General features: G+C 55.5%; 21 protein-coding genes. 15 read left to right on the top strand and 6 right to left on the bottom strand.

All coding sequences use genetic code 11. The features are described 5' to 3' along the window. Window positions 1-14 precede the first annotated feature (14 nt). On the top strand, window positions 15-716 hold the full coding sequence (locus LX59_RS11335) for a response regulator (protein ID WP_144571984.1): 702 nt from the start codon (window positions 15-17) through the stop codon (window positions 714-716). 52 nt (window positions 717-768) lie between these two features. On the opposite strand, the gene LX59_RS11340 is transcribed toward LX59_RS11335, so the two are convergent. Next, on the bottom strand, window positions 769-1,500 hold the full coding sequence (locus LX59_RS11340; RefSeq protein ID WP_144571985.1) for a superoxide dismutase: 732 nt from the start codon (window positions 1,498-1,500) through the stop codon (window positions 769-771). Between the two features lie 100 nt (window positions 1,501-1,600). On the opposite strand from LX59_RS11340, the gene recB reads away from it, so the two are divergent. The 4 genes from recB to pip all read left to right on the top strand — a co-directional run bounded on the left by recB (window position 1,601) and on the right by pip (window position 8,424). Then, the gene (gene recB / locus LX59_RS11345) at window positions 1,601-5,164 is read left to right on the top strand and encodes an exodeoxyribonuclease V subunit beta (protein ID WP_144571986.1); all 3,564 of its coding nucleotides are present in this window, start codon (window positions 1,601-1,603) and stop codon (window positions 5,162-5,164) included. Beyond that, a complete protein-coding gene (gene recD / locus LX59_RS11350; protein ID WP_144571987.1) occupies window positions 5,161-6,960 on the top strand; it encodes an exodeoxyribonuclease V subunit alpha in 1,800 nt (599 codons plus the stop codon). Before recB ends, recD begins: the two co-directional genes overlap by 4 nt. 81 nt (window positions 6,961-7,041) lie before the next feature. Then, complete coding sequence (gene cyaY / locus LX59_RS11355; protein WP_144571988.1) at window positions 7,042-7,374, top strand: iron donor protein CyaY; 333 nt, start codon at window positions 7,042-7,044, stop codon at window positions 7,372-7,374. 75 nt (window positions 7,375-7,449) lie between these two features. Further along, a complete protein-coding gene (pip, locus tag LX59_RS11360; protein WP_144571989.1) occupies window positions 7,450-8,424 on the top strand; it encodes a prolyl aminopeptidase in 975 nt (324 codons plus the stop codon). Window positions 8,425-8,427: 3 nt separating this feature from the next. On the opposite strand, the gene LX59_RS11365 is transcribed toward pip, so the two are convergent. Together LX59_RS11365 and LX59_RS11370 are read right to left on the bottom strand one after the other, a co-directional pair. Beyond that, complete coding sequence (locus tag LX59_RS11365; RefSeq protein ID WP_144571990.1) at window positions 8,428-9,729, bottom strand: NAD(P)/FAD-dependent oxidoreductase; 1,302 nt, start codon at window positions 9,727-9,729, stop codon at window positions 8,428-8,430. A gap of 10 nt (window positions 9,730-9,739) precedes the next feature. Beyond that, a complete protein-coding gene (locus LX59_RS11370; protein ID WP_144571991.1) occupies window positions 9,740-10,396 on the bottom strand; it encodes a histidinol-phosphatase in 657 nt (218 codons plus the stop codon). A gap of 193 nt (window positions 10,397-10,589) precedes the next feature. Between LX59_RS11370 and LX59_RS11375 the strand changes: the two genes are divergently transcribed. The 7 genes from LX59_RS11375 (at window position 10,590) to LX59_RS11405 (ending at window position 18,666) form a co-directional block, all read left to right on the top strand. Further along, the gene (locus LX59_RS11375) at window positions 10,590-11,711 is read left to right on the top strand and encodes an MlaE family ABC transporter permease (RefSeq protein ID WP_144571992.1); all 1,122 of its coding nucleotides are present in this window, start codon (window positions 10,590-10,592) and stop codon (window positions 11,709-11,711) included. Then, complete coding sequence (locus LX59_RS11380; protein ID WP_144571993.1) at window positions 11,705-12,481, top strand: ABC transporter ATP-binding protein; 777 nt, start codon at window positions 11,705-11,707, stop codon at window positions 12,479-12,481. Before LX59_RS11375 ends, LX59_RS11380 begins: the two co-directional genes overlap by 7 nt. 2 nt (window positions 12,482-12,483) lie before the next feature. Continuing rightward, window positions 12,484-13,419: an MlaD family protein gene (locus LX59_RS11385; RefSeq protein WP_144571994.1), complete on the top strand. Its 936-nt coding sequence runs from the start codon at window positions 12,484-12,486 to the stop codon at window positions 13,417-13,419. Further along, a complete protein-coding gene (locus LX59_RS11390; RefSeq protein ID WP_144571995.1) occupies window positions 13,416-14,009 on the top strand; it encodes an ABC-type transport auxiliary lipoprotein family protein in 594 nt (197 codons plus the stop codon). Before LX59_RS11385 ends, LX59_RS11390 begins: the two co-directional genes overlap by 4 nt. A 24-nt stretch (window positions 14,010-14,033) precedes the next feature. Continuing rightward, window positions 14,034-15,791 (top strand): ATP-binding protein, encoded by a 1,758-nt coding sequence (locus tag LX59_RS11395; RefSeq protein ID WP_246118744.1) that lies wholly within the window; start codon window positions 14,034-14,036, stop codon window positions 15,789-15,791. Window positions 15,792-15,802: 11 nt separating this feature from the next. Then, a complete protein-coding gene (locus LX59_RS11400) occupies window positions 15,803-17,137 on the top strand; it encodes a sigma-54-dependent transcriptional regulator (protein WP_144571996.1) in 1,335 nt (444 codons plus the stop codon). A gap of 209 nt (window positions 17,138-17,346) precedes the next feature. Continuing rightward, window positions 17,347-18,666 (top strand): MFS transporter, encoded by a 1,320-nt coding sequence (locus tag LX59_RS11405; RefSeq protein ID WP_144571997.1) that lies wholly within the window; start codon window positions 17,347-17,349, stop codon window positions 18,664-18,666. A 67-nt stretch (window positions 18,667-18,733) separates the two neighbouring features. Here the strand turns inward: LX59_RS11405 and LX59_RS11410 are convergent, their stop codons facing one another. Next, on the bottom strand, window positions 18,734-19,645 hold the full coding sequence (locus LX59_RS11410) for a LysR family transcriptional regulator (RefSeq protein WP_144571998.1): 912 nt from the start codon (window positions 19,643-19,645) through the stop codon (window positions 18,734-18,736). Window positions 19,646-19,940: 295 nt separating this feature from the next. Here LX59_RS11410 and glnL point away from each other — a divergent pair, with 295 nt between their 5' ends. The 3 genes from glnL to LX59_RS11425 are packed head-to-tail and all read left to right on the top strand — an operon-like array spanning window position 19,941 to window position 23,299. Further along, the gene (gene glnL, locus LX59_RS11415) at window positions 19,941-21,017 is read left to right on the top strand and encodes a nitrogen regulation protein NR(II) (RefSeq protein WP_144571999.1); all 1,077 of its coding nucleotides are present in this window, start codon (window positions 19,941-19,943) and stop codon (window positions 21,015-21,017) included. Window positions 21,018-21,030: 13 nt separating this feature from the next. Beyond that, entirely contained in the window at window positions 21,031-22,476 is a 1,446-nt protein-coding gene (gene ntrC, locus LX59_RS11420; protein ID WP_144572000.1) for a nitrogen regulation protein NR(I), read from the top strand. Continuing rightward, window positions 22,448-23,299, top strand: a complete 852-nt coding sequence (locus LX59_RS11425; protein WP_144572001.1) for a universal stress protein — start codon at window positions 22,448-22,450, stop codon at window positions 23,297-23,299. Before ntrC ends, LX59_RS11425 begins: the two co-directional genes overlap by 29 nt. Here the strand turns inward: LX59_RS11425 and LX59_RS11430 are convergent. Both LX59_RS11430 and LX59_RS11435 read right to left on the bottom strand, forming a co-directional pair. Further along, window positions 23,296-23,628 carry a YqcC family protein gene (locus LX59_RS11430; RefSeq protein WP_144572002.1) on the bottom strand — a complete coding sequence of 111 codons (333 nt, stop codon included), beginning with the start codon at window positions 23,626-23,628 and terminating at the stop codon, window positions 23,296-23,298. The genes LX59_RS11425 and LX59_RS11430 overlap by 4 nt on opposite strands. Further along, window positions 23,628-24,359, bottom strand: coding sequence for a tetratricopeptide repeat protein (locus LX59_RS11435; protein ID WP_144572039.1), 732 nt, complete (start codon window positions 24,357-24,359; stop codon window positions 23,628-23,630). Before LX59_RS11435 ends, LX59_RS11430 begins: the two co-directional genes overlap by 1 nt. Between the last annotated feature and the right edge of the window lie 29 nt (window positions 24,360-24,388).

Raw genomic sequence — 24,388 nt, forward strand, 5'->3', positions numbered from 1 at the left:
CTGAGATTGAAAACGTGACCCAAGCCCATGCCAATATTTTGGTGATTGACGACGAACCGCAGATCCGTAAGTTATTGCGCATCAGCTTAGTGGCTCAGGGCTATGCCGTCCTTGAGGCGGCCAGCGCTCAAGAAGGATTGAATCAAGCCGCCCTGCAACGCCCAGACATCGTAGTTTTGGATTTGGGCTTGCCCGATGCCGATGGGCAGCAGCTCTTAGTTGATTTGCGTACTTGGTCTTCGGTGCCCGTGCTGGTGCTCTCGGCACGGGATACAGACTCTGAAAAGGTTAAGGCTCTGGATAACGGAGCCAATGACTATGTGACCAAGCCCTTCAGTATTCAGGAGTTTTTAGCTCGGATTCGGGCCTTATTGCGCCAAGGCAGTGCCCATAATCAACTGGAAGTCCCTCACCTACAGGCAGGCGCGCTGCGCATTGATTTTGCCTATCGCAAGGTCTATTTGGATGAGCAGGAGATCAGCCTAACCCGCAAAGAGTATTCGGTGCTGGCCCTATTGGCGCAGCATCCGGGGCGAGTGATTACCCAAAAGCAGCTCCTGAAAGACATCTGGGGCCCAAACCATGAGCAGGACAGCCATTACCTACGCATCGTGATCCGGCATTTGCGCCAGAAGTTGCAGGAAGATGCGGCCAATCCTCGGTTTATTCGCACCGAGTCGGGTGTGGGCTACCGCTTGAACATACCCAGTACCTAGTAAGGCTACTCAACACCTGCATGCCATCGCCTACAGGTGCTGAGTCGCGGATTTAGCCTAGGTTTTGCAGGGCAAATTCCCAGTTAATCAGCTTATCCAACAAAGCGGTGCTGTAGTCAGCGCGGCGATTGCGGTAGTCGATGTAATAGGCGTGTTCCCAGACATCAATAGTGAGTAAGGGTTTTAAGTTGGCCGTTAACGGCAACTCGGCATTGCTGGTGCTGACTACCTTAAGCTGCTTGCCGTCCAGCACCAGCCAAGCCCAGCCGCTGCCAAATTGAGTGTTAGCAGCCTTAGCCAAGGCTTGTTTACAGGCTTCTACTGAGCCAAAAGACTCTTCAATCCGCGCTTTAAGGGCGGCCGGAGGCGTGCCACCTCCTTTAGGCGTTAAGCTGTTCCAATAGAAGTTGTGGTTCCAGATTTGCGCTGCGTTGTTAAACAGAGCAGCTTTATCGGCATGACCGGCTGTGCCTTGGATGATCTGCTCCAGCGATTGCCCAGCCCAGTCCGTGCCTTGCACCAAACGATTGAGGTTATCCACATAACTCTTATGGTGCTTGCCGTAGTGATAGCCTAGGGTTTCACTGCTGAGTACCGGAGCTAAAGCATTATCAGCGTAGGGTAGGGGCGGTAACGAATAAGGCGCGGCTTGGGTGGTTTCCGCCGCGCTGGCGAGTTGAGGTAATGAAGACAAAGCCAAGGCCGCTGCTGTAGTACCCGCAGCCAGAAGAAAATCACGGCGATCCAAGCGCATGGATGAATCCTCAATTATGGTTGGGTTCATGGGGAACTCCTTGGGAGAGGTACTTAACAGACTAACCCCGAATCGGTGAAGATGCTGTTCAACGCGTGTTTCGATATTTGTTATCCCCGCAGGATGCCGGATGAGCCTCAACCTTCTTGATGATTCCTTTCGGGGCCTGTCCCTGATCGAAGCCAGTGCCGGAACGGGTAAAACCTGGACTTTGACCGCACTCTACGCCCGTTTGTTGCTGGAGCGGCAACTGTCCGTGCGCCAAATTTTGGTGGTGACCTACACCCAAGCGGCCACCGCCGAGCTACGGGAGCGGATTCGCGAGCGCCTGTCGGTGCTGCTGGCCCTGTTTGAAGGCAAACCCTTGGCTGAGGAAGACTCGTTCTGCCAAGACCTCTACGCGCGTTATGCCGAAGATGCGGCCGCCCGTAGACGCATCCTGTTAGCCGTACACGGTTTTGACGAGGCGGCGATCTTTACCATCCACGGCTTTTGCCAGCGCGCTTTGCAAGAAGCAGCCTTTGAAGCCGGTGGCGATTTTGACAATGAGCTGACCCCGGATGATCGGGAACTGGTGGATGCGGTGCTGGTGGATGCGTGGCGCACCGAGTTAGCCCAAGCTGAGCCGCTGTGGGCTGGTTTTTTAATGCAGCGCCAGATTACCCCGCTGTGGCTGCGCCAGCGTTTGCAAAGCCATCTGGGCAAACCCTATTTGCAGGTCGTACCCGATGCCCAAACCCCGTGGCCGCTGTTGCCAGACCTGCATCCGCTGTGGCAGCAAGCGGCTCAGTGTTGGCAACAGGATAGTGCCGCTTGGGTGGAGGTTTTATCTGCCCATGAGGGTTTGAATAAAACCACCCATAAAACTGAAAAATTCGGCGGCTGGCAGTACGCTCTCGACAGCTACTTCAGCGATTTTGCGCGGGTGTTCCAGAGTACCGAGGCATTAACCAAATTTGGCCGTGCCGCCTTAGATAAAGCCTGCAAAAAAGGCCATAGCCTGCCCGACAGCCCAATTCCAGACCTCTTGGATCAGCTCAGCCAAGCTTTGGAGCAGGTTCAAGACGGCTATCAGCAGCGGTTGGCGGTGTTGCAATCTCGTTTGCTGGAGCAGTTGAACCGCGAATTGCCCAAACGCAAAGCCGCCCAACGTCTGCAAGCTTTTGATGATCTGTTGAATCAACTGCATCAGGCCTTGGAAGATGCGCACAAAGGAACCCGATTGGCTGAAATCCTGCGCGAGCAATACCCCCTCGCCTTGATCGACGAGTTTCAGGATACCGACCCGATCCAGTACGCCATTTTTCAACGCATCTACCAGCAAGATACTCAGCCTGCGGTGGATTTGTGTTTTGTCGGCGATCCCAAACAGGCCATCTATGCCTTCCGAGGCGCGGATTTAGACACCTATCTACAGGCCCGTGAGCAGATTGCGGCCAAACATCGCTACAGCCTGAGTACCAACTATCGTTCCGCTCCAGCGCTGCTGTGCGCATTAAATCACCTGTTTGCCCGACCTTTAGCCTTTTCTGAGCAGTGCTTGGCCTATGAGCCGGTGTCTGCGCCGGATAAACAGCGGCCCCAACTGCATCTGCCGGAAGCGGAAGGCAATGCACCTCTGTCTTGGGTTTGGTTGGGTGATGAGCCTTTGACCAAAGGCCAAGCTGAAGCCCTAGCCGCCGAAGATACGGCTTTGCGTATTGCCCGTATTTTGTCAGCCGCTGCTAAGGGCCAAGCGGGTTTCACGATGGAGCCAGAGCCAAAGCCCATACAGGGCGGAGACATTGCGGTCTTGGTGGCTAACCATCGCCAAGCGGCCTTGATTGCCAAAGCTTTGAGCCGCCATGCGGTGCCTAGTGTGCGCAAAGGTCGGGACAGCGTGTGGCACTCTGAGGAAGCCGAGGATTTAGCCGCCGTCCTCACCGCCTACGCCGAACCCGCGCAGGAAGGTTGGTTAGGGTACGCCTTGTCCACCCGTTTACTGGGCCGCAGCGCGCACTGGTTGGCCGAAGCTCAAGTCCAGCAAAGCCTCTGGGATAAGGAACGGGAAACCGCCGAGCGTTATCACCAACTCTGGCAAGAACACGGCTTTTTGCGCGCTTTTCGCCTGTGGTTGGACGAGCAAGGCGTGGCAGAACGTCTGTTGGCCTACCCTGAGGGTGAGCGGCGTTTAACCAATCTGCTGCATCTGGGCGAATTGTTGGAGGCCCAACAAGAACGGCGGCCAGGTATGGAGCCTTTATTGCGCTGGTTTGCCGAACAACGTCAGGGCGAAGGCGGCGGTGATGATGCTCTGCTGCGTTTGGAAAGCGATGCCGAGCGGGTGCAGATCGTCACCATTCACACCAGTAAGGGCTTGGAATATCCCTTGGTGTTTTGTCCCTTCCTCTGGGATGGCCGTTTGCTGGGACAGCATCAGGACAGCGCTCGCTGTCATACACCCGAAGGTCAATCGCTGCTGGACTTAGGCGGCCCCGACCTAGAGCAGCATTTGGAGTGCGCGCGCCAAGAGCGGTATGCCGAGCAACTGCGCTTGATCTATGTAGCTCTGACGCGCCCGCGTGAGCGGCTGTGGATTCACTGGGGGCCGGTGTTAATCGCCAAAGAGGGCAAGCTGCCGAAAGAGGGATTGCACAGCAGCGCCTTGGCCTGGCTGATTCACGGTCGTGATCAGCAACAGCCTCCGGTATTGCAGCGCTTGGCCGAACATCTGCAAGGCTGTTCTGCGGCTGACCTTGAGACAGAACTCCAGAAACTCATTAGCGGTAGCCAAGACTCAATGCAGCTTTTGGCGTTGGATCAGCAACCCGCTCAAGGACAGGGAGAACAGCGAGCCGCTGTCGAACTGCACCTCAGCCTGCTGAATCGCCCTCTGTACAGCGCGTGGCGTATCGGTAGCTTTTCCGGGTTAGCGGCGGGGATGCACAAAGAAGCCCCCGACTATGATGCCTTCAGTCCGTTAGACACTCAGGATTCGGGGCAGGGTTTTCACGGCTTTGCCCGCGGAGCACGGGCCGGAACCTGCTTGCATGCCATCTTGGAACATTGGGCGCTGGGCAAAGGCGCGCTGCATGAGCTGAGTTTGGAGGCATTGCGCGATCATGGTTTCCCAGAGGATCAAGCCGAGTTAGTGACCGCCCACTTACAACAGGTGTTGGATTGTCCGCTGGATGGGGAAGCCTTGCGCCTCTCTGAGTTGCCCGCTGAGCGCTGTTTGCCGGAGTTGGGCTTTACCTTTCCGGTGCAGCATCTGGAGATCACCCGATTGCGCGCCCTGTTGACCGATCCGGCCATGGGCTTGCCTGAGCCCTTACGTCAGGCGGCGGCGCATCTTAAATTCGACAGCCTGCAAGGCTTTCTCAAGGGCTTTATCGACCTTACCTTCGAGTACCAAGGGCGCTGGTACATCCTCGATTACAAGTCCAACTGGCTTGGCCCGGACAGCAGTTACTATCACCCGGATCAACTGCTACAGGCTTTGGCTTCCGAGCACTATTACCTGCAATACCTGATTTACTTGGTGGCGTTGCGGCGTTTTTTACGGGTGCGTTTGCCAGACTTTAGCAACGAAGATTTAGGCGGTGCTTACTACCTATTTTTGCGCGGTATGCCAGAAGCCGGTGTGTACTTTGCCCGCCCTACTGATGCCTTGCTGGATGCCTTGGATCAGCTCTTTATGCAGGGGGTGCTATGAGCCCGCCCACTATGTTATCCCTGCCTTTGGGGCCTTTAGAGCGCGCCTTCGTGGCCATGTTGCAGCGCTTGGAGCCACAAACACCGCGCTCAGTGTTATTAGCCGCCGCCCTGTGCTGCCAAGCCCTCAGCCGAGGCGATGTGTGTCTGTTGCTAGAGGCTTGGGCAGGCAAACAACCTTGGCCTGAGCACTTGGAGTTACTGCCGGATTTAGATACTTGGTTAGAAGCCTTACAGCAAGCGCCTCTCGTAGGTGCACCCGGTGATTACAAGCCCTTGATATTGGAGGATCAGCGCCTCTACCTCGCCCGCTATCAAGCTTACGAGCAGGCGCTGGCGGAAGATTTACAGCGGCGCATGGACAAACCCCTCAGCTACGATGAGCCCCAGTTAGCCCAGAGCGTGCAGCGCTTATTTGCCGCCAATACCCAAACACCGGATTGGCAGAGGTTGGCTGCTGTACAGGCGGTACGTTGTCCTCTGGCGATTATTTCCGGTGGGCCGGGTACGGGCAAAACTACTACTGTGGTGCGTTTGTTAGCCGCGCTGTTAGAACAACCCAACGGCAGCACCTTAAGCATTGGCTTGGCTGCTCCTACTGGCAAAGCCGCCGCGCGCATGGCCGAGGCAATCCGCTTAGCCAAAGCCAAGCTGCCGATCAGCGATGAACTCAAAGCCAAGCTACCGGACGAAGCCTGTACCTTGCACCGCCTGCTGGGTAGCCGAGGGGATACGCCCCAAGTGCGTTACCACGCCGGTCATCCTTTGGCCTTGGATGTGTTGGTGGTGGACGAGGCTTCAATGGTGGATTTGGCCTTGATGGCCAAATTAGTGGCTGCTTTGCCCGCAAAAGCGCGTTTAATTCTGCTGGGGGATAAAGACCAGCTCTCGGCCGTGGAAGCCGGAGCCGTGTTTGCTGAGCTGTGCGAGGGCGCGGGCTGGAGTCCTGAAACCACACGGCAGTTGCAGCAGATCACCGGCCAAGCGGTATCCGGCTCCCCGCCTGAGTCTCAATTAGGCGAGGCGGTAGTGCTGTTAACCCACAGCCACCGCTTTGCTGGGGATAGTGGCATCGGTGAGCTGGCCCGCTACGTTAATCAGGGGGCAACGGACTCGGCACTAAAGCTACTCAAAGAGTCGCGCCCTGATCTGAGCTGGCAGCCCAAACCGCAGCAAAAAGCCTTGCTAGAGCGTCTAGCTCAAGCCTACGCGCCCTATTGGGCAGTCTGTGCGTTACCTGAGGTTGAACCTGCTGAGGCTTTTGAAGCCTTTAGCCAGTTTCGGGCCTTAACCGCCGTGCGCGAGGGGCCCTTAGGCTTGGTTGAACTCAATACTGAACTGGAAAACCGTTGCAAACGCCGTTTAGGTCGTCCGGCCCATGAACGCTGGTATGCCGGGCGAGCCATTATGGTGCGTCAAAACGATTACGCCTTGGGCCTGTTTAATGGCGACATCGGTATCTGTTTGCCCAGTGACCAAGGGTTGCGGGTGTTTTTTGAGGCCGAACAAGGCTATCGTTCCTTTGCTCCAGCGCGCTTGCCTGCCCACGACACGGCTTTGGCGATGACGGTGCATAAAAGCCAAGGTTCTGAGTTTGACCGCGTACTGCTGGTGCTTCCCGATCAGCCCAGTCCCTTACTCAATCGTGCCTTGCTGTACACCGGAATCACCCGCGCCCGCCATCAGGTGGAGCTGTGGGCCAGAATAGAGCGGCTTAGCGAAGCAATTAAACTCAAAACCGAGCGAGCCGCCGGTTTAGCGGCACGTTTGAGGTTAGCCACCGAACTCAGTCCATAGCGCGGAAAGATTACAGCCTTCACTCAGAGTCGCTATGATGCGATGCGATACTGTTTTTATACCGCTGTTCAGGATGACCCTATGCCATTGAGCGAACGAGAGTTTCACCAGCAGGTCGATGAGCTGTTGCAACAGGTAGAAGACTGTTTTGATGCTTCCGATTTGGATACCGACTTAGAAAACAGCGGAGGTTTGTTGACGATCCGTTTGCCCAATGCCAGCCAAGTCATCCTAAGCCGCCAGCCGGCGCTCAAGGAGTTGTGGATTGCCGCCCGCTCGGGTGGTTTTCATTGCCAGTATGATCCAGCCCAGCAGCGCTGGGTGTGCCCCGCCACCGGAGAAACCTTAGGCGCATTATTAGAGCGCGTTACCCGTGAGCAAAGCGGCGAATCACTGGATTTTCAGTCACTCTAGTCTCTCTCTGATCTGTGGAACATTGGCCCTCAGTCTGAGTAAAAGATAACCTGGTTTTGCTCTGGAGCCCTCTTCATGCACACCCTGTATCCTGAAATTAAACCCTATGCGCGCCACGAATTATCGGTAGGCGATGGGCACGTACTCTACGTTGATGAAAGCGGTTCGCCAGACGGTTTGCCGGTGGTCTTTATTCACGGCGGGCCGGGGGCCGGTTGTGACAGCTCCAGCCGCCGCTTTTTTGATCCGGCTCTGTACCGCATCGTGACCTTTGATCAGCGTGGTTGTGGACGTTCTACGCCCCATGCCAGCTTGGAGCACAACACCACCGCCCATCTGATCGCGGATATGCAAAAAATCCGTGAGCACCTGAAAATTGATCAGTGGGTGTTGTTTGGCGGCTCTTGGGGTTCGACTCTGGCTTTAGCCTATGCTCAAACCCATCCTGAGCGGGTATTGGGTTTGCTGCTGCGCGGGATTTTCCTCTGCCGCCCGCAGGATTTCTCCTGGTTTTATCAGGAAGGCGCTAGCCGCTTATTCCCCGACTACTGGCAGGATTATTTAGCGCCCATTCCCCAAGCCGAGCGCGGCGATTTGATGGCCGCTTATTACAAACGCTTGACCGGTACGGATCAAATTGCCCAGATGCACGCCGCCAAAGTCTGGTCGATTTGGGAAGGTCGTACCGCTACCTTGCGTCCCAATACTCAGGTGGTGGAGCGCTTTGCCGAGCCCCATCGAGCGCTGTCCATTGCGCGGATTGAGTGCCACTACTTCGTCAACAATGCCTTCCTTGAGCCCGATCAGCTAGTGCGCGATATGTCCAAGATCGCCCATTTGCCGGGGGTGATTGTGCATGGCCGTTACGATGTGATTTGCCCCTTGGATAACGCTTGGGCAGTACATCAGGCTTGGCCCAACAGTGAACTGCATATCGTGCGGGATGCCGGACATGCCGCTGCTGAGCCCGGTATTGTGGATGCCTTGGTGCGCGCTGCCGATAACATGGCCCGCGAGCTGCTGAATATGCCTCCGGCGACCGGCGGCTAGAACTTAGCCCAAATCCCGGAGCCGATGCCAGAGCATCCCCAGCGCTACTAAGGGGGCTCGTAGGTAACGGCCACCGGGAAAGGCCCGGTGTGGCACTTGGGCAAACAGCTCGAAACCAGTGCTGGCCTGCCCACTGATGGCCTGTGCCAGCAGATGCCCGGCCAAATGGGTGTTATTCAGGCCGTGCCCTGAATAGGCCTGAGCGTAAAATACCTGAGGGTGATCGGCTAGACGGCCAATTTGCGGCAGTCGGTTAGCACTGATGCCAATTAAGCCGCTCCATTGATACTCAATGCGCGTATGAGCCAGTTGCGGAAATACCCGCAGCATTTTAGGCCGCATATAGGCTGCAATGTCCTTGGGATCACGTCCTGAATAGTGGCAAGCGCCGCCAAAAATCAGCCTACGATCCGCCGAAAGCCGGAAGTAATCCATAATCGCCCGCTGGTCACACACTGCCGTATCCTGCGGCAACAGACTGCGCCACAAAGCTTCGGACAAGGACTCGGTGGCAATCAAATAGCTGCCCGCTGGTAACACTTGGCGCGCTAGTTTGGGCTGTACTGCGCCTAAGTGGGCATTGCCGGCTAACACCAGATATTCGGCCTGTACCTGTCCTTGGGCGGTATGTACGCAAATCTTGGGTTCATAGTCGATTTTTACAGCGGCGGATTGCTCAAAGATACGCACGCCAAGGCTTTGGGCCGCTGCCGCTTCCCCCAGTACTAGATTCAGCGGATGCAGGTGCCCAGAACCTTGGTCAAGCAGTCCGCCTAAATAACGCTCGGAGCCGATTACTTGCTGGATCTGGTCTTGGGGCAGGTAGCTCAGGGCATGTTTGTAGCCCAGCTGCTGCAGGGATTCTTGCTCAGCCTGCAACGCTTCCAAGTGCTTAGGTTTGGTGGCCAGATCGCAAAAGCCCCACTTTAGATCGCAGTCGATATTAAAGGCTTGAATACGCTGGCGTACGAGCTCCACCGCCGCCAAACCCATCTGCTGTAAGGCGAGGATGCCTTCATCACCCAACAGGGGCCGAAAGCCTTCTAGGTCGTGGCCGATGCCTCGAATCAGTTGCCCGCCATTGCGCCCACTGGCTCCCCAGCCCAAATATTCAGCCTCCAACAGCACCACGGAAAAGCCGCGTTGAGCCAACTCAAGGGCGGTGTTAATGCCGGTAAAACCGCCTCCGACCACGCATACATCTGCCTGTAGGGGCTCATTTAAGCGGGGATAACTCGGGGCCGGATGCGCTGTTGCGGCGTAGTAGTTGGATGCGTGCTGTGGGTCGTGGAGCAGGGGGCTCATGGGCTTGTCCTCAGTCGCGCAAGGAAATCACCGACCAACCACGCTGCTCAGCCAATTGGCGCAGGTGAGGGTCAGGATCTACCGCGACCGGATGGGTGACTTGTTGCAGTAAGGGCAGATCGTTGTGGGAGTCGCTGTAGAAATAGCTATCCACCAGATTAAGTCCTTGTTCGGCTAACCAACGCTTTAGGCGAACCACCTTACCCTGTTGGAAGCAAGGCACGTCCGTACTTTGGCCCAGATAACGGCCATCCTGCATCGCGCATTCGGTGGCCAACAGAGTAGAAATTCCCAAGCGCGTGGCAATGGGGCCGGTGATAAAGCGGTTAGTGGCGGTGATGATCAGTACCTGATCGCCCGCTTCTTGGTGCCTACGAATCAGGGCTTCGCCTTTGGGCAGGATCAGAGGCTCAATACATTCGTGCATAAACTGCTGGTGCCATTGGCTAAGCTGCTCCAGATCGTGCTGAGCCAATAACTCCTGACAAAAGTTTTGATACGCCATGACATCCAGTTGGCCGGCCTTGTAGTCCTGATAAAACGCATCGTTGCGGGCTTGATAGTAGGCCGCATCCACCAAACCATGCCGACAGATAAACTCGCCCCACGAGTGGTCGCTATCGCCGGCCAGCAGGGTGTTATCCAGATCAAATAAAGCTAAAGGCACGTTACACCTCAGGGGGAATTGAAAAGGCTAAGCATAACCCAGTGGCCAGTGAGCTCAGTCAGTTTTGCCTGTTGCAGACTCGTATCTGTGCTAGCTTTCGGGTTCGCATTTTTTGGCAATCTGTTTGTCTAATGTTCCAAGGCCAGCGTATTAACCCAGAACACCCCGCCCAAAATAAGGAAGATGGAGTTCAATGTCGAAGGATGCCAAGACTCAGCAAATCCTCTTACAGGGCCAGCAGCTTCGCCTATCGGGGGATTGGACGCTAAAACACTACGCTCACCTAAGGCAGCAGGCGGCTCTGTGGCAGCCGAAGTTAAACCAGCAATTAGAGATTGACCTACGCAACCTAGGCCAGTTGGATACCGCCGGAGCTTCCGTGCTGGTGGAATTGTTGGGGCCAGAGCGCTTGCAGCCGGTGCTCGACACCCTGAATGCCGAGCGCCGTGCCTTATTGGAAACCCTAGCCACTGCCTTAACCGAGCCCCCTCAAAAACCGCAGCCTTCCCGCTATGCCTTGGGCGATGTGCTGGAACACATCGGCATTACCCTGAAGTACCTTTGGGATCTGGGCTATGCACTCTTGGGCTTTATGGGTCTGACCCTCAGCAGCTTAGTGCGTGCTTTCTTTAGGCCCAATCGCTGGCGCATCACCTCCATGATCTCCCACATAGAGCAGTGTGGATTGAACGCTGTGCCCATCGTAGCTTTGCTGACCTTCATGGTGGGAGCAGTGGTGGCTTTTTTAGGCGCTACGGTGCTGGCTAACTTTGGTGCCAGTATTTACACCATTGATCTGGTGGCCTTCTCCTTTTTGCGTGAGTTTGGCGTGCTGCTTACTGCCATCTTGATGGCCGGGCGTACCGCCAGCGCCTTTACTGCACAAATCGGCTCCATGAAAGCCAATGAAGAAGTCGATGCCATCCGCACTCTGGGATTAGATCCCATTGAATTGCTGGTGCTACCGCGCGTTTTGGCGTTGCTGATTAGCTTACCCCTGCTGACCTTTATCGGCATGCTGTGTGGCATTTTGGGCGGCGCGGTGGTCTGTGTGTGGAGCTTGGATATCTCCGCCACCATGTATTGGGCGGCTCTGCAAAATGATATTGAGGTGCGGCACTTCATAATTGGCTTGGTGAAAGCGCCCCTGTTTGCTTTTTTAATCGCCATCATCGGCTGTTTAGAGGGCTTTAAGGTGGCGGGCAGTGCGCAATCGGTGGGCGCTCATACCACTTCAGCGGTCGTGCAGTCGATTTTTATCGTCATCCTGTTGGATGCCCTAGCCGCTCTATTTTTTATGGAGATGGGATGGTGACCGCCGTTATCGAAGTTCGGGATTTGGTGAATCGCTTTGGCGCGCAAACCGTGCATGAGCATCTGGATTTAGACGTGCAAGCCGGGGAAGTCCTCGGCGTGGTGGGCGGTTCGGGTACGGGTAAGTCGGTGCTGTTGCGCAGCATTGTTGGCTTGCGCGAGCCCAGTGCCGGCAGCGTGCGGGTGTTTGGCGAAAACTTGCAGGAGTTAAACCCTCAACGCCGTTCTGAAGTGGAGCGGCGCTTTGGCGTGCTCTTTCAACAAGGTGCTTTATTTTCCTCCTTGACCCTGTGTGAAAACGTGGCCTTACCCCTGATTGAACATGCCGGTTTAAAGCGCCCCGATGCCGAGGCGTTGGCGCGGGTTAAACTGGCGTTATCCGGTTTGCCTCCGAATGCCGCGCAAAAGTATCCCTCTCAGCTTTCGGGGGGCATGATTAAACGTGCGGCCTTGGCGCGCGCCTTGGCCCTCGATCCGGAAATTCTGTTTTTGGATGAACCCACAGCAGGCCTTGACCCTATTGGGGCAGCGGCCTTTGATCAATTAATTCTTACCCTGCGCGATGCCCTAGGTTTGAGCGTGTTTTTAGTCACCCACGACCTCGATACCCTGTACACCATCTGCGACCGTATTGCGGTATTGTCGCAGAAAAGGGTGCTGATTGCTGACCGTCTGCCCGTGGTCGAACAACACCCTGATCCTTGGATTCAGGAGTATTTCCACGGGCCACGCGGACGTGCGGCCCAAGCCGCCGCCACAAGGAGCCAATAACTATGGAAACCCGAGCCCATCACGTATTGATTGGCCTGTTTACGGTGCTGATCGTCAGCGGAGCCCTGCTGTTTGCCCTGTGGTTGGCCAAGTCCAGCAGCGACCGTGATTACCAGTATTACGACGTTATTTTTCGCGAAGCAGTAACCGGATTGTCAGAAGGCAGTGGGGTGCAATTTAGCGGCATTAAGGTTGGGGATGTGATCCAACTGCGCTTGGATCAAGACGATCCCGGCGAAGTACATGCCCGCATCCGAGTAGCGGCGAGCACTCCGATTCGGCAGGATACCGAAGCTAAACTGGCCATGACCGGCATCACCGGCGGCGCCATCATTCAGTTGCGCAGTGGTCGGCCAGATAGCCCGCGTTTATACAGCGCGCCGGGGAATATCCCGAAAATCATCGCCCAGCCTTCGCCCTTGACTCAGTTGTTATCGGACGGAGGCGACATGATGAGCAACCTAAACCAATTGCTGATCAGTGCTAACCGTATGCTGTCTGAAGAAAATGCCGCCTCCATCAGCAAGGCTTTGGATAACCTCCAGTTGACCACTACCACCATCGCCGCCGAACGCGAAAATTTGGGGCGCGCTTTGGCCCAGATGGGTAACGCCAGTGAGCAAGCCACCTTAGCCATCGCCGAGGTAAAAACGCTGCTGCACACCAGTAATGGTTTGCTGGATCAACAGGGCAGTAAAATCACGGGCCACATCAGTAAGATTTTGGCCAGCATGGAGCGTAGCGGACAGCAAATTGAGCTGATGCTGAGTGAAAACCGAGGTGCTGTAGGGCGCGGAGTCCAAGGTCTGAATGAATTAGGCCCGACTCTGCGCGAGCTGCGGCAAACCCTGAAAGGGGTGCAGGAGATTTCGCGCAAGCTGGAAAATCCCAGTGAATACTTTTTGGGCGGTGGGCAGACACAGGAGTTTCGGCCATGACGCGGGTGCTTTGTCTGTTGCTGCTGGGGGTTAGTTTAAGCGCTTGCTCGGTGCTGCCTGAGTCCGAGCCTTTGAAGGTGTATATGCTGCCGGATGCTAAGCTGCCCAGCAGTTCGGCGGCGGCGGTTTCTTGGTCGCTGCGTATCAATCAGCCACAAACCAGTCAGGCGTTGAACAGTGCACGTATTGCCGTGTTACCTACGCCAAATCAGCTGAGCAACTACGCGGGAGCCCGTTGGAGCAGTCCTGCCCCCTTTTTGCTGCGCCAGCAATTGCAAGATGCTTTTTTGCGCGATGGACGCATCATGGCCCTGAGTAATGACGACAGCCAATTGCAAGCCGATCGGGTGCTGGACGGTGATTTACGGGCCTTTCAAGTCGAGTATTCTGGAGGCCGGCCTGAGGCGGTGATTCGTCTGGATCTACGTCTGGTCGATAATACCGATCAGCGTATTTTGGCCAACCGCCGTTTTGAAGTACGTCAGGCTCTTAGTCAGGATCAAGTAGAGGGAGCCGTCAGTGCTTTAGGGAGTGCCGCCGGGAAGCTGGCTACCGAGGTGGTAGGCTGGACGCTGTCTTACGGAGGATAAGCCCTTTACTGCGTTAGGTGATCTGTGTCGAGTACCTTGGATGGGCTGCGTTTCTGGCGTTTATTACTGATTACGCTGGTGTTGGTTTTAGGGGCTGTTATCGCGGCGCGCTGGGCGGTACAGCGTGCCGAGTACCAAGCCTTGCATGAGGCGGCTGTGCACAGTGACAGCCAGTTACGCCTGTATGCCACTAGCCTGCATACCCTGATTGAGCGCTATCGGGTGATGCCTTCAGTGTTGGCTTTAGACCCAGAGCTGCGCGAGGCCCTGTCAGCCCCCTTAACCCCGGAAATCCAGCACCGATTAAACCTCAAATTAGAGCGCATTAACGAAGCCACGCGCTCCTCAACCCTTGAGGTGATGAACGCTGAAGGGTTAGCCGTTGCTGCCAGCAATTGGCAACTCCCCACCAGCTATGTCGGGCACAATTACCACTTTCGGCCTTATTTTCAGCAGGCTAAAGTCACGGGAAGCGGGCGTTTTTATGGCGTGGGGGTGGTTAGTGGCATTCCGGGTTACTTCCTGTCCCGAGCCATTCAGGATGAGCAGGGGCAATTCTTAGGCGTCATGGTGGTTAAGCTGGAGTTCCCGGAGTTGGAGCAAAGTTGGAGCCAGCGCCCGGACATCATTCTGGTCAGTGATGAGCGCGGCGTGGTGTTTATAGCCAACCAACCGGGGTGGCGCTATCGCATGCTGCGTCCGCTGACCGAACAAGACCGCCAAGAGTTGCAGGCAGAGCGTCAGTACTACAACCAATCCTTGGTGCCGTTGGCGTATCAAGACCAGCAAATTTTGGGGCCGGGGCAACGCTGGGTACGCATCCGTGGCCCAGAGCGGGTTGGTTATTACCTGTGGAATACCCTGCCTCTGCCTGCTGAGGGCTGGAACATACACCTGTTACGCCCTAGCAATGGTTTGGATAGCTCGGTACGTATGGCCGGTGTAGCCGCTGCCGGCGCTTGGTTGGCCTTGGGGTTTGCTGCGTTGTTGCTGGTGCAGCGCCGACGTTTAGCTCAGGAGCGCCAGCGGCGCAGGCAGGAGCTAGAGCAACTGGTAGAAGAACGCACAGCCGCCTTGCGTACCGCGCAGGATGGCTTGATTCAAGCGGCTAAGTTGGCGGCCTTGGGGCAAATGTCAGCGGCGATGGCCCATGAGCTGAATCAGCCGCTTACCGCGCAACGTATGCAATTGGCCAGCCTGCGCCTGCTGTTGGATCAAAACCGGCTGGAGGATGCGCGGCGTATTTTGGGCAAGCTGGAAGACTTACTCAGTCGAATGGCGGCGCTCACCGGCCACCTGAAAACTTACGCCCGCCAAAGCCCCCGAGGTCTGCGCGAAGCCGTGGATTTAGCCGCTGCCCTAGAGCGTGCCCTAGAGCTGTTAGAGCCGCGATTGCGCGGACAGCCGGTGGAAATTCGGCAATATCTTGACCATCCGTTGCGGGTTTGGGGCGACCCCATTCGTTTGGAACAGGTATTAGTCAATCTAATCCGCAATGGTTTGGATGCGGTAGCGGGTTGTACATCGCAGTGGTTAGAGATTCGCAGTGAGCGCCAAGGGGATCGCTGGTGTTTATCCGTTACTGACAGCGGTACGGGAATTGCTCCAGAACACCTAGCACAGGTGTTCGATCCCTTCTTTACCACCAAGCCAGTGGGGGAGGGACTTGGATTAGGATTGGCGGTTTCCTGCGCCATTGCCCACGAGTTGGGCGGTGAGCTGACCGCTGAAAATACCGAGCACGGAGCCTGTTTTCGCCTGATTTTACCCGCCGTTGTGTAAGGAGAAGACCCATGGCTGAATCCATTATGGTGATTGATGACGAGGCCAGCATCCGTGAGGCCATTCAACAATGGCTGGAGCTATCGGGTTTTGAAGTCGTCCTGCATCCACGCGCGGAGCCAGCTTTGGCGCAAATATCGCGGGAGTTTTCCGGCGTGGTACTCAGCGATGTGCGTATGCCGGGTTTGGACGGCTTGAGTCTGCTGGATCGTTTGCAACAGCTCGATTCTGATTTGCCAGTGATTTTGCTCACGGGTCACGGCGATGTGGCGATGGCAGTGGAGGCCATGCGTCAAGGCGCCTACGATTTTTTAGAAAAACCCTTTAGCCCCGAAGCCCTACTCAACAGTTTAAAGCGGGCGTTAGAAAAACGGCGGTTGGTATTGGAAAACCGCCGTTTGCAGCAGCACAACGATCAAGCCACCCAATTGGCCGGTCGTTTACTGGGCGTATCTCCCGGCATGCAAGCCTTGCGGCAACAGGTGTTGGCCTTGGCCCCTTTGCCGGTCAATGTGCTGGTACGGGGCGAAACCGGCAGTGGTAAAGAGCAGTTAGCCCGCTGTTTACACGACTTTAGCCCACGCCGTAACAAGCCCTTTGTGGCTCTGAACTGCGCGGCCATTCCCGACACCCTGTTTGAGGCCGAGCTGTTTGGCCATGAAAGTGGAGCCTTTACCGGAGCTCAGGGCAAGCGCATCGGTAAGCTAGAACATGCCAACGGCGGCACCTTGTTTTTGGATGAGATCGAAAGCATGCCCCTTGCCCAGCAGGCTAAATTGCTGCGGGTGATTCAGGAACAACGCTTGGAGCGGCTGGGCTCCAACCAAAGCATTACGGTGGATTTGCGCATTGTGGCTGCTACTAAGCCAGATTTGCTGGAGGAGGCGCGGGCCGGGCGTTTTCGCGAAGATTTGGTGTATCGCCTCAATGTAGCCGAGCTGCATTTACCGCCGTTACGGGATCGGCGGGAAGATATTCCCCTACTGTTTGAGCACTTTGTCCAACGGGCCGCCCAAAAATTGGGCTGTGCGCCTCGGCCTTTAACCCATAACCAGTTGGTACGCCTGTTCAGTCATCCTTGGTCGGGTAATGTGCGGGAACTAGCCAATGCTGCTGAGCGCCATCTGCTCAACTTGGACAGCTCAAGTGCTGAACCTAATATCGGATCATCCCTTGCTGCCCAAGTAGATGCCTTTGAGGCTCAGTGTTTACGCGCTGCCCTCAGCCGTCATAAGGGTGACATCAAAGCGGTGTTAAATGAGCTGCAACTGCCCCGAAGGACTCTAAACGAAAAAATGCAGCGCTATGGATTGGCGCGGGGCTGTTTCCTCGTCACCGATGACTGATTCACCTTCCATCCCCAGCGCCGGTTCAGACTCCAAGGTCTGGATCGGCGGATTTTTGCTTACGCCTCAAAGCCATTTAAGCGGATTTTTGCTGATCCATAGGGCTGAACGCCTTGTGTTTAGCGGCTTTTAACGCTGGCACGCCTCCTGCTCTGTAGTCTGTGCGGCCCCATTGCCTTGCGCCGCCGACAACAACAAGAGGAATCTTCATGGATACTACTGCCTCTATAGCAGCGGCTAACAGCGCTGTCCCTAAAACCACCTCCCAGCGTCTTAAGTCTATTTTTAGCGGCTCTGTGGGCAATCTGGTGGAATGGTACGACTGGTATGTGTACGCCGCCTTCTCTTTGTACTTTGCCAAGTCGTTTTTCCCGCAGGGCGACATGACCGCCCAATTGCTAAATACCGCGGCCATCTTTGCTGTAGGCTTTTTAATGCGCCCCATTGGGGGTTGGTTGATGGGGATTTATGCCGATCGCAAAGGCCGTAAAGCGGCCTTGATGGTGTCGGTACTGCTGATGTGCGGCGGCTCGCTGATTATCGCCCTGACCCCAAGCTATGAAAGCATTGGTGTGGCCGCGCCCGTCTTATTGGTGGTTGCCCGCTTGCTGCAAGGCTTGTCTGTAGGGGGCGAATACGGCACCTCTGCGACTTACCTCAGTGAGATGGCCACTAAAGAGCGGCGCGGATTTTTCTCCAGCTTCCAGTATGTGACCCTGATTTCCGGTCAGTTGATTGCCTTGGCAGTTTTGATTCTGCTGCAACAAGTTCTGACTACCGAACAACTGGAAAGCTGGGGCTGGCGGATTCCCTTCCTGATCGGTGCTGCCTGTGCGGTATCGGCTCTGTATCTGCGTCGGGGCATGGAGGAAACTACCTCCTTTAAGAAAAAGGAAAAAGACGAGACTAAAAGCGAAAGCTCCTTGCGGGCTCTGCTACGCCACCCGAAAGAAGTCTTGACCGTGGTTGGCTTGACCATGGGCGGAACCCTAGCCTTCTACACCTACAGTATTTACATGCAGAAGTATTTGGTGAATACGGTGGGTATGAGTAAGTCCGACTCAACGATGATTTCGGCGGCGACGTTGTTCCTGTTCATGCTGTTGCAACCCATCGTTGGGGCGCTGTCGGACAAGATTGGCCGCCGTCCGATTTTGATCAGCTTTGGCGTGCTGGGTACTCTGTGTACCTATCCTATTCTGTCTTCACTGCATACGGTGCAAACCCTGTGGGGCGCTTTTGGGTTGATCATGGCGGCGCTGATTATCGTCAGTGGCTATACCGCGATTAACGCTGTGGTTAAAGCCGAGCTGTTCCCGACCGAGATTCGTGCGCTGGGTGTGGGCTTACCCTATGCTTTAACCGTCTCCATTTTTGGCGGTACTGCTGAATACGTGGCGCTGTGGTTTAAGAGTATTGGCATGGAGTCTGGTTTCTACTGGTACGTCACGGCTTGTATCGGTTGTTCTCTGTTTGTGTACCTGACCATGAAAGACACGCAAAAACATTCTCGGATTACCGAGGAGTAAGCAGGGTTCTCATATCCTTTGCTGCTGTCAGACCGCCGCACTCAGTCACTGAGGCGGCGGTTTTTATTTATGCAGGGATAGACTTCATCAACCTCTGACACTGTCCTTGCAGTATCCGGTACAACGCCTGTACCGCCGGAGAAAATTGCTGACGGTGAGGGCAGATGAGATATAGGGGCACAGACTCGCCACGCCATTCGGGCAGCACCACCTGTAATGCTCCCTGAGCAACGTGCTCAGCCACATCCAGCCACGACTTATAGGCAATTCCTTCCCCTGCTATAGCCCAGCGCCTGACCACATCCGCATCGTCACAGAGTAAATGGCCTTCAACCTGTACCGAATACTTTTGGCTTTGGTGCTCAAAGTTCCAGCAGTCGTAGGCACGCCCCTTGAGTTGATACAGCAAGCAAGAGTGCTGGTGCAAGGATTTGGGTGTTTCAAGGACTGGATGCTGGGCAAGGTACTCAGGGGCCGCCACCAAGACGCGACGATTATAGGGCGCTAAGGGCAGAGCAATGTAGCTGGCATCCTGTATCGGCCCATAGCGCACGGCAATATCTACCGGATCTCGAAACACATCGGTCAGCTCATCGGAGAGCTGTAAGCGCAGCTTTAATCGGGGGTGCTGACGGCAGAGTTCGCTTAGCCGAGGCAGCAGTAGGTTGCGGCCAAAATCTGAGGGCGCGGCTAATTGCAACGTGCCCTGTAAGTCATCGGCTTGTGAATGCAGGCTTTGTTGGCTTTGCTGCTGGATGTCTAACAACTGTTGGGCATAGGGCAAATAGCGTTCCCCTTCAGCGGTGAGGCGCAGGCTACGGGTGGAGCGGGCAAACAGGCGTACCTTCAGTTCACGCTCTAGTCGCTGAATGGCGGCACTGACTTGACCGGGTAAGAGATTGGCTTCGCGAGCAGCGCTGGAAAAACTGCCTAACAGGGCGGTGCGTTGGAATAAATGCAGGTCTTCAAAGCGCACCATGATAGAGGAGCCCATTGGATTTAAAGAGCTTCTATTGTGCGTGGCGATACTGTGCAGCGGAAGTCATCCATAATAGGCCAAAATGCACCTAAAAAGAGCAGTTTTTAACCTATGCTTCAAGGCCTAGCTTAAAAATTTACCTGTGACTAAATGTCCTGTGTCCTATTGTCTAGGCAGCGTAAATCGGGCTTTATTCGCTTTTCAGCACTGGGTGCTGAGCAGTACACTGCTTAAAATTAGTGCACTAAATGCCCTATTTAAGATCATTTTTCTTCCGTTGGCCTAAGGTATCAGCATGCTGGATGAACCCTTGCAACGCTTGGTGTTGGAGAATCTGACCACAGCCACCCTCCTGTTGGATTCTGAATTACGTCTGGCTTACATGAATCCAGCCGCAGAAATCCTCTTGGCTACCAGTGGTCAACGCAGTTACGGACACTTTATCAGCGACTTATTCAGCGAATCGCCGGAGGCCTTGTCCTCCCTGCGCCAAGCGGTCGAAGAGGCGCAACCCTTCGCCAAACGTGAGGTTGCCTTAACTTCGACTCAGGGACATGCCCAGATTGTGGCTTATGCGGTAACGCCCCTACGCGCAGGTGATAAGGTGATGTTATTGCTGGAGGTTCTACCACGTGAGCGTCTGTTACGGCTGATCAAGGAAGACAATCCGCTCTCCAAACAAGAAACTTCCAAGATGCTGATGCGTGGCTTAGCCCACGAAATTAAGAATCCCTTAGGGGGAATCCGGGGGGCGGCCCAATTACTGGCCCGTGAATTGCCTGATCCTCAACTGAAGGATTACACCGAAGTCATCATTGAAGAGGCTGATCGGTTGCGCAATCTGGTGGATCGCATGCTGGGGTCTAACAAACTGCCGGTGCTGTCTATGACCAATATTCACGAAGTGCTGGAGCGGGTAGCCAGTTTGGTGGAAGCCGAAAGTCAGGGGCGCATCACGCTGGTGCGTGACTACGACCCGAGCATTCCGGAGACCTTAATGGATCGGGAGCAGATGATACAGGCGGTGCTGAATATCGTGCGTAACGCTACCCAAGCCATTGCCAGTTGCCAAGACTGTCCAGCTTGGGGCTGTGGACGCATCACCTTGCGTACTCGCACCCTGCGCCAGTTTGTGATTGGGCATACGCGGCATCGGCTGGTGATTCATCTGTCGATTACTGACAACGGCCCCGGCATTCCGGTGGATCTGCAAAGCACCCTTTTTTATCCCATGGTAAGCGGTCGGCCCGACGGTACAGGGCTGGGGCTTGCTATTACTCAGAACATCATCAGCCAACATCAAGGCTTGATCGAGTGTGAAAGCCAACCGGGGCAAACCACTTTTTCGATCTATTTGCCGCTTGAACAATAAGGAGCGCTTCCCCATGAGCCGTGGTGAAACCGTGTGGATTGTCGATGATGACCGTTCAATACGCTGGGTGTTAGAAAAAGCCTTACAGCGGGAAGGTATTACGACTCAAAGTTTCGATAATGCGGAAGCGGTACTGAATCGGCTGGTACGTCAGCAGCCCAATGTGATTATCTCGGACATCCGTATGCCGGGTTCCAGTGGGCTGGATATGTTGGCCCAAATTCGGGATCAGCATCCGCGCCTACCAGTCATCATCATGACCGCCCATTCCGACCTCGACAGCGCGGTAGCGGCTTATCAGGGCGGGGCTTTCGAGTACCTGCCCAAGCCTTTTGATGTGGATGAGGCCATCTCCTTGGTCAAGCGTGCCTATCAGCATGCCCAAGAACAGGAAGGCATCCAGCTTGAGCCTCTGGTGGAGCAACCTCCGACCCCAGAAATTATCGGTGAAGCGCCGGCGATGCAGGAGGTATTTCGGGCTATTGGGCGGCTATCCCACTCCAACATTACGGTGCTGATCAATGGTGAGTCCGGCACGGGTAAGGAACTGGTGGCCCATGCCCTGCATCGCCATAGCCCGCGCAAAGCCGCTCCTTTTATTGCCTTAAATATGGCGGCAATTCCTAAGGATTTGATGGAATCTGAGCTGTTTGGCCACGAAAAAGGAGCCTTTACTGGAGCGGCGGCCCAACGCCGAGGCCGTTTTGAACAGGCCGATGGCGGCACCCTGTTTTTGGATGAAATCGGCGATATGCCGGCAGAGACCCAAACCCGATTGCTGCGGGTGTTGGCTGATGGTGAGTTTTACCGCGTCGGAGGCCATACCCCGATTAAGGTGGATGTGCGCATCATCGCTGCGACCCATCAGAATCTGGAAGGCTTGGTCAGTGCGGGCAAGTTTCGCGAGGATTTGTTCCATCGTCTGAACGTGATCCGTATTCATATTCCGCGCCTTTCTGATCGGCGTGAGGATATTCCCGCTTTAGCGCGGCATTTTTTGGCCCGTGCCGCTCAGGAGCTGGCCGTTGATCCCAAGGTGCTGAAAACCGAAACCGAAGAATACCTCAGCAAATTGCCTTGGCCGGGCAATGTACGCCAGTTAGAAAACACCTGCCGCTGGATCACGGTAATGGCTTCCGGGCGTGAGGTTTTGGTGGATGATCTGCCACCGGAGCTGCTGAATCTGCCTACCGCCAATACCGTTGGGCAAAACTGGGAGCAGGCGTTACGCAACTGGGCCGATCAAGCCCTTGGGCGCGGGCAAACCAGTTTGTTGGATGAGGCTGTACCCACCTTTGAACGGGCTATGATCGAAACCGCCTTAAAACACACCGCAGGACGGCGGCGCGATGCGGCTTTGCTGCTAGGCTGGGGACGTAACACCCTGACGCGCAAAATCAAGGAATTGGACATGAAGGTGGACGGTAGCGATGACGAGGACGACGACAGCGGAGCTTAAAACACAGCACCTGATGGTGGCCCATGACCTAACTCCAGAGGCTGATTTGGCTTTACAGCGCGCCGCGCAGCTCATGGGGTTAAGGGGGGCGCGGCTTAGCCTTGTCCATGTCTGTGAGCCCTCTACTTCTCTATCTGAGACCTCCATCAGGCAGCAGTTGCAGGCCCGTTTAGACCACTACGGCGTAACGCAGGCGGATGTACAGCTACGCTCCGGTGGTCGCTTAGAAGTGCTTAGCCAACTGGTGCAGGGATTAGAACCGGATTTACTGCTCTTGGGCGCACACCATGCACAAAGTAGCTGTGGTTTTAGCGGCACTACCTTGGAGCAGTTGCTGCCAGAGTTAGAGGTGGCGGTGTTGCTGGTGGTAGGGAATGCGGATCAGGCCTATCAGCGCGCTTTGGCGGCGGTGGATTTTTCCTCTTGTGCCAGTCGGGCGTTGTGCAGCCTGTGGCCCTTGTTGGCCGAGGACAGTCAGCTTTATGCGCTCAATGTATTGGAGGGAACCCTGTTAACCTGCCCTGAGCCGGATGAGTTGTCTTGGCAACAAAGGCTTTTGGAGCAGGTACTTGAGGATATACAGCAGCGTTTGCCCCCTAGGGATATTCGTTTGTTGGGGCAGGTGGCTTACGGTGAGCGCTACCAATGTGTAGAGCAATATATCCAACAAACCCAACCTCAGGTAGTGGCTTTAGGAGTGCATTCTGAGCGCGGTTTACTCAGTCAGGCTTTGGTTGGGGGGATGGTGCAGTGGTTGTTAAGCCAGCCACCTTGCGATGTGTTGCTGGCTCCGAACGCCTCGTGCTGCCCTTGGATTGATTAAGTACTCAGCTTATGGGTAATCAGTTGATCAAATTGCTCAAGTGCCCGTAGTAGGCCTGCATACTGCGGCTGCTGGGCATATACCAGTTCGGCCATCATCAGAATGCCTGAAGCGGTAGGCAGGTTCTGATTGCTTTCGATGATCTCCTTCATCCGTGGTAGAAAGATCCATTGCAGCCATTCTTCAAACCCCAGAGTATCTACCGCAAAGGGCACTGTGCTGGCCAGAGCCTCTGGGGAGGGAGCCTGCGTGGCCCATACTCCCTGTAGGCGTAATTCGCGCTCAATCAGCAGTAACTGTTCAGCTAGTGCAGGTAAGCGAGGATCCATTACAGACTTACCTTGGCGCGCTGGCGTGCTTGGGCGGCACCGGCTGGATCGCCCTGTTTCTCGCGGGCTTGGGCAATCAGATCCCAGAGACCGGCTTGCAAAGCAGGACGACCGGCGGCGTAGCTCAAGGCTCGGCGTGACAATTGTTCCGCTTGGGCTGCGTCTCCTTGATTCAGACGAATCAGAGCCAGCCGGTATAGCACCTGAGGCTCGCGAGGGGCAATCCGTTGGGCGCGTTCCAAACTGGAGGCTGCGCCGTTCAAATCGCCGTTACCCTGTAATTGCTGGGCGGTGGTGAGCAAGGCTAATACCGGGCCGTCTAGCTGCTCATCGGCGGCCAACACACTGGCGGTATCCAGTGGCCGAGCGGGTGCTGTAGGCATTGTGGGGGCACTGGGAGGGATTGTAGGTGTGGTGGTGATTGCGCTGGGCGTATTCCAAACCGGTGGAGGATTAACACTGATGCCTGCGTTGGCTGCTGCACTACCAACTTGCAACGGAGGATTGTTGCCTTGCGGCACCATTACCACTACGCCAGAGTCCTGTACGGGTGCGCTTGGCTGGGTGTATTTAGGCTGGGCCGTAGTGTTTGAGGTCGTCTGAGTCGGGATGCGTCCTGAGGCTTCAACAGGGCGACCGGCTTCTGTGACGGGAATAGCATCCCTGTTGGTGCTCGCACAGCCTTGTAGTAGGGCCAGTCCCGCTACCAAGAGTACCCATTGCTTATTTATACCCACGGGCCAAATGCCTCCACAGCATC

It is taken from the genome of Azomonas agilis (assembly GCF_007830255.1).
GTDB classification, from domain to species: domain Bacteria; phylum Pseudomonadota; class Gammaproteobacteria; order Pseudomonadales; family Pseudomonadaceae; genus Azomonas; species Azomonas agilis.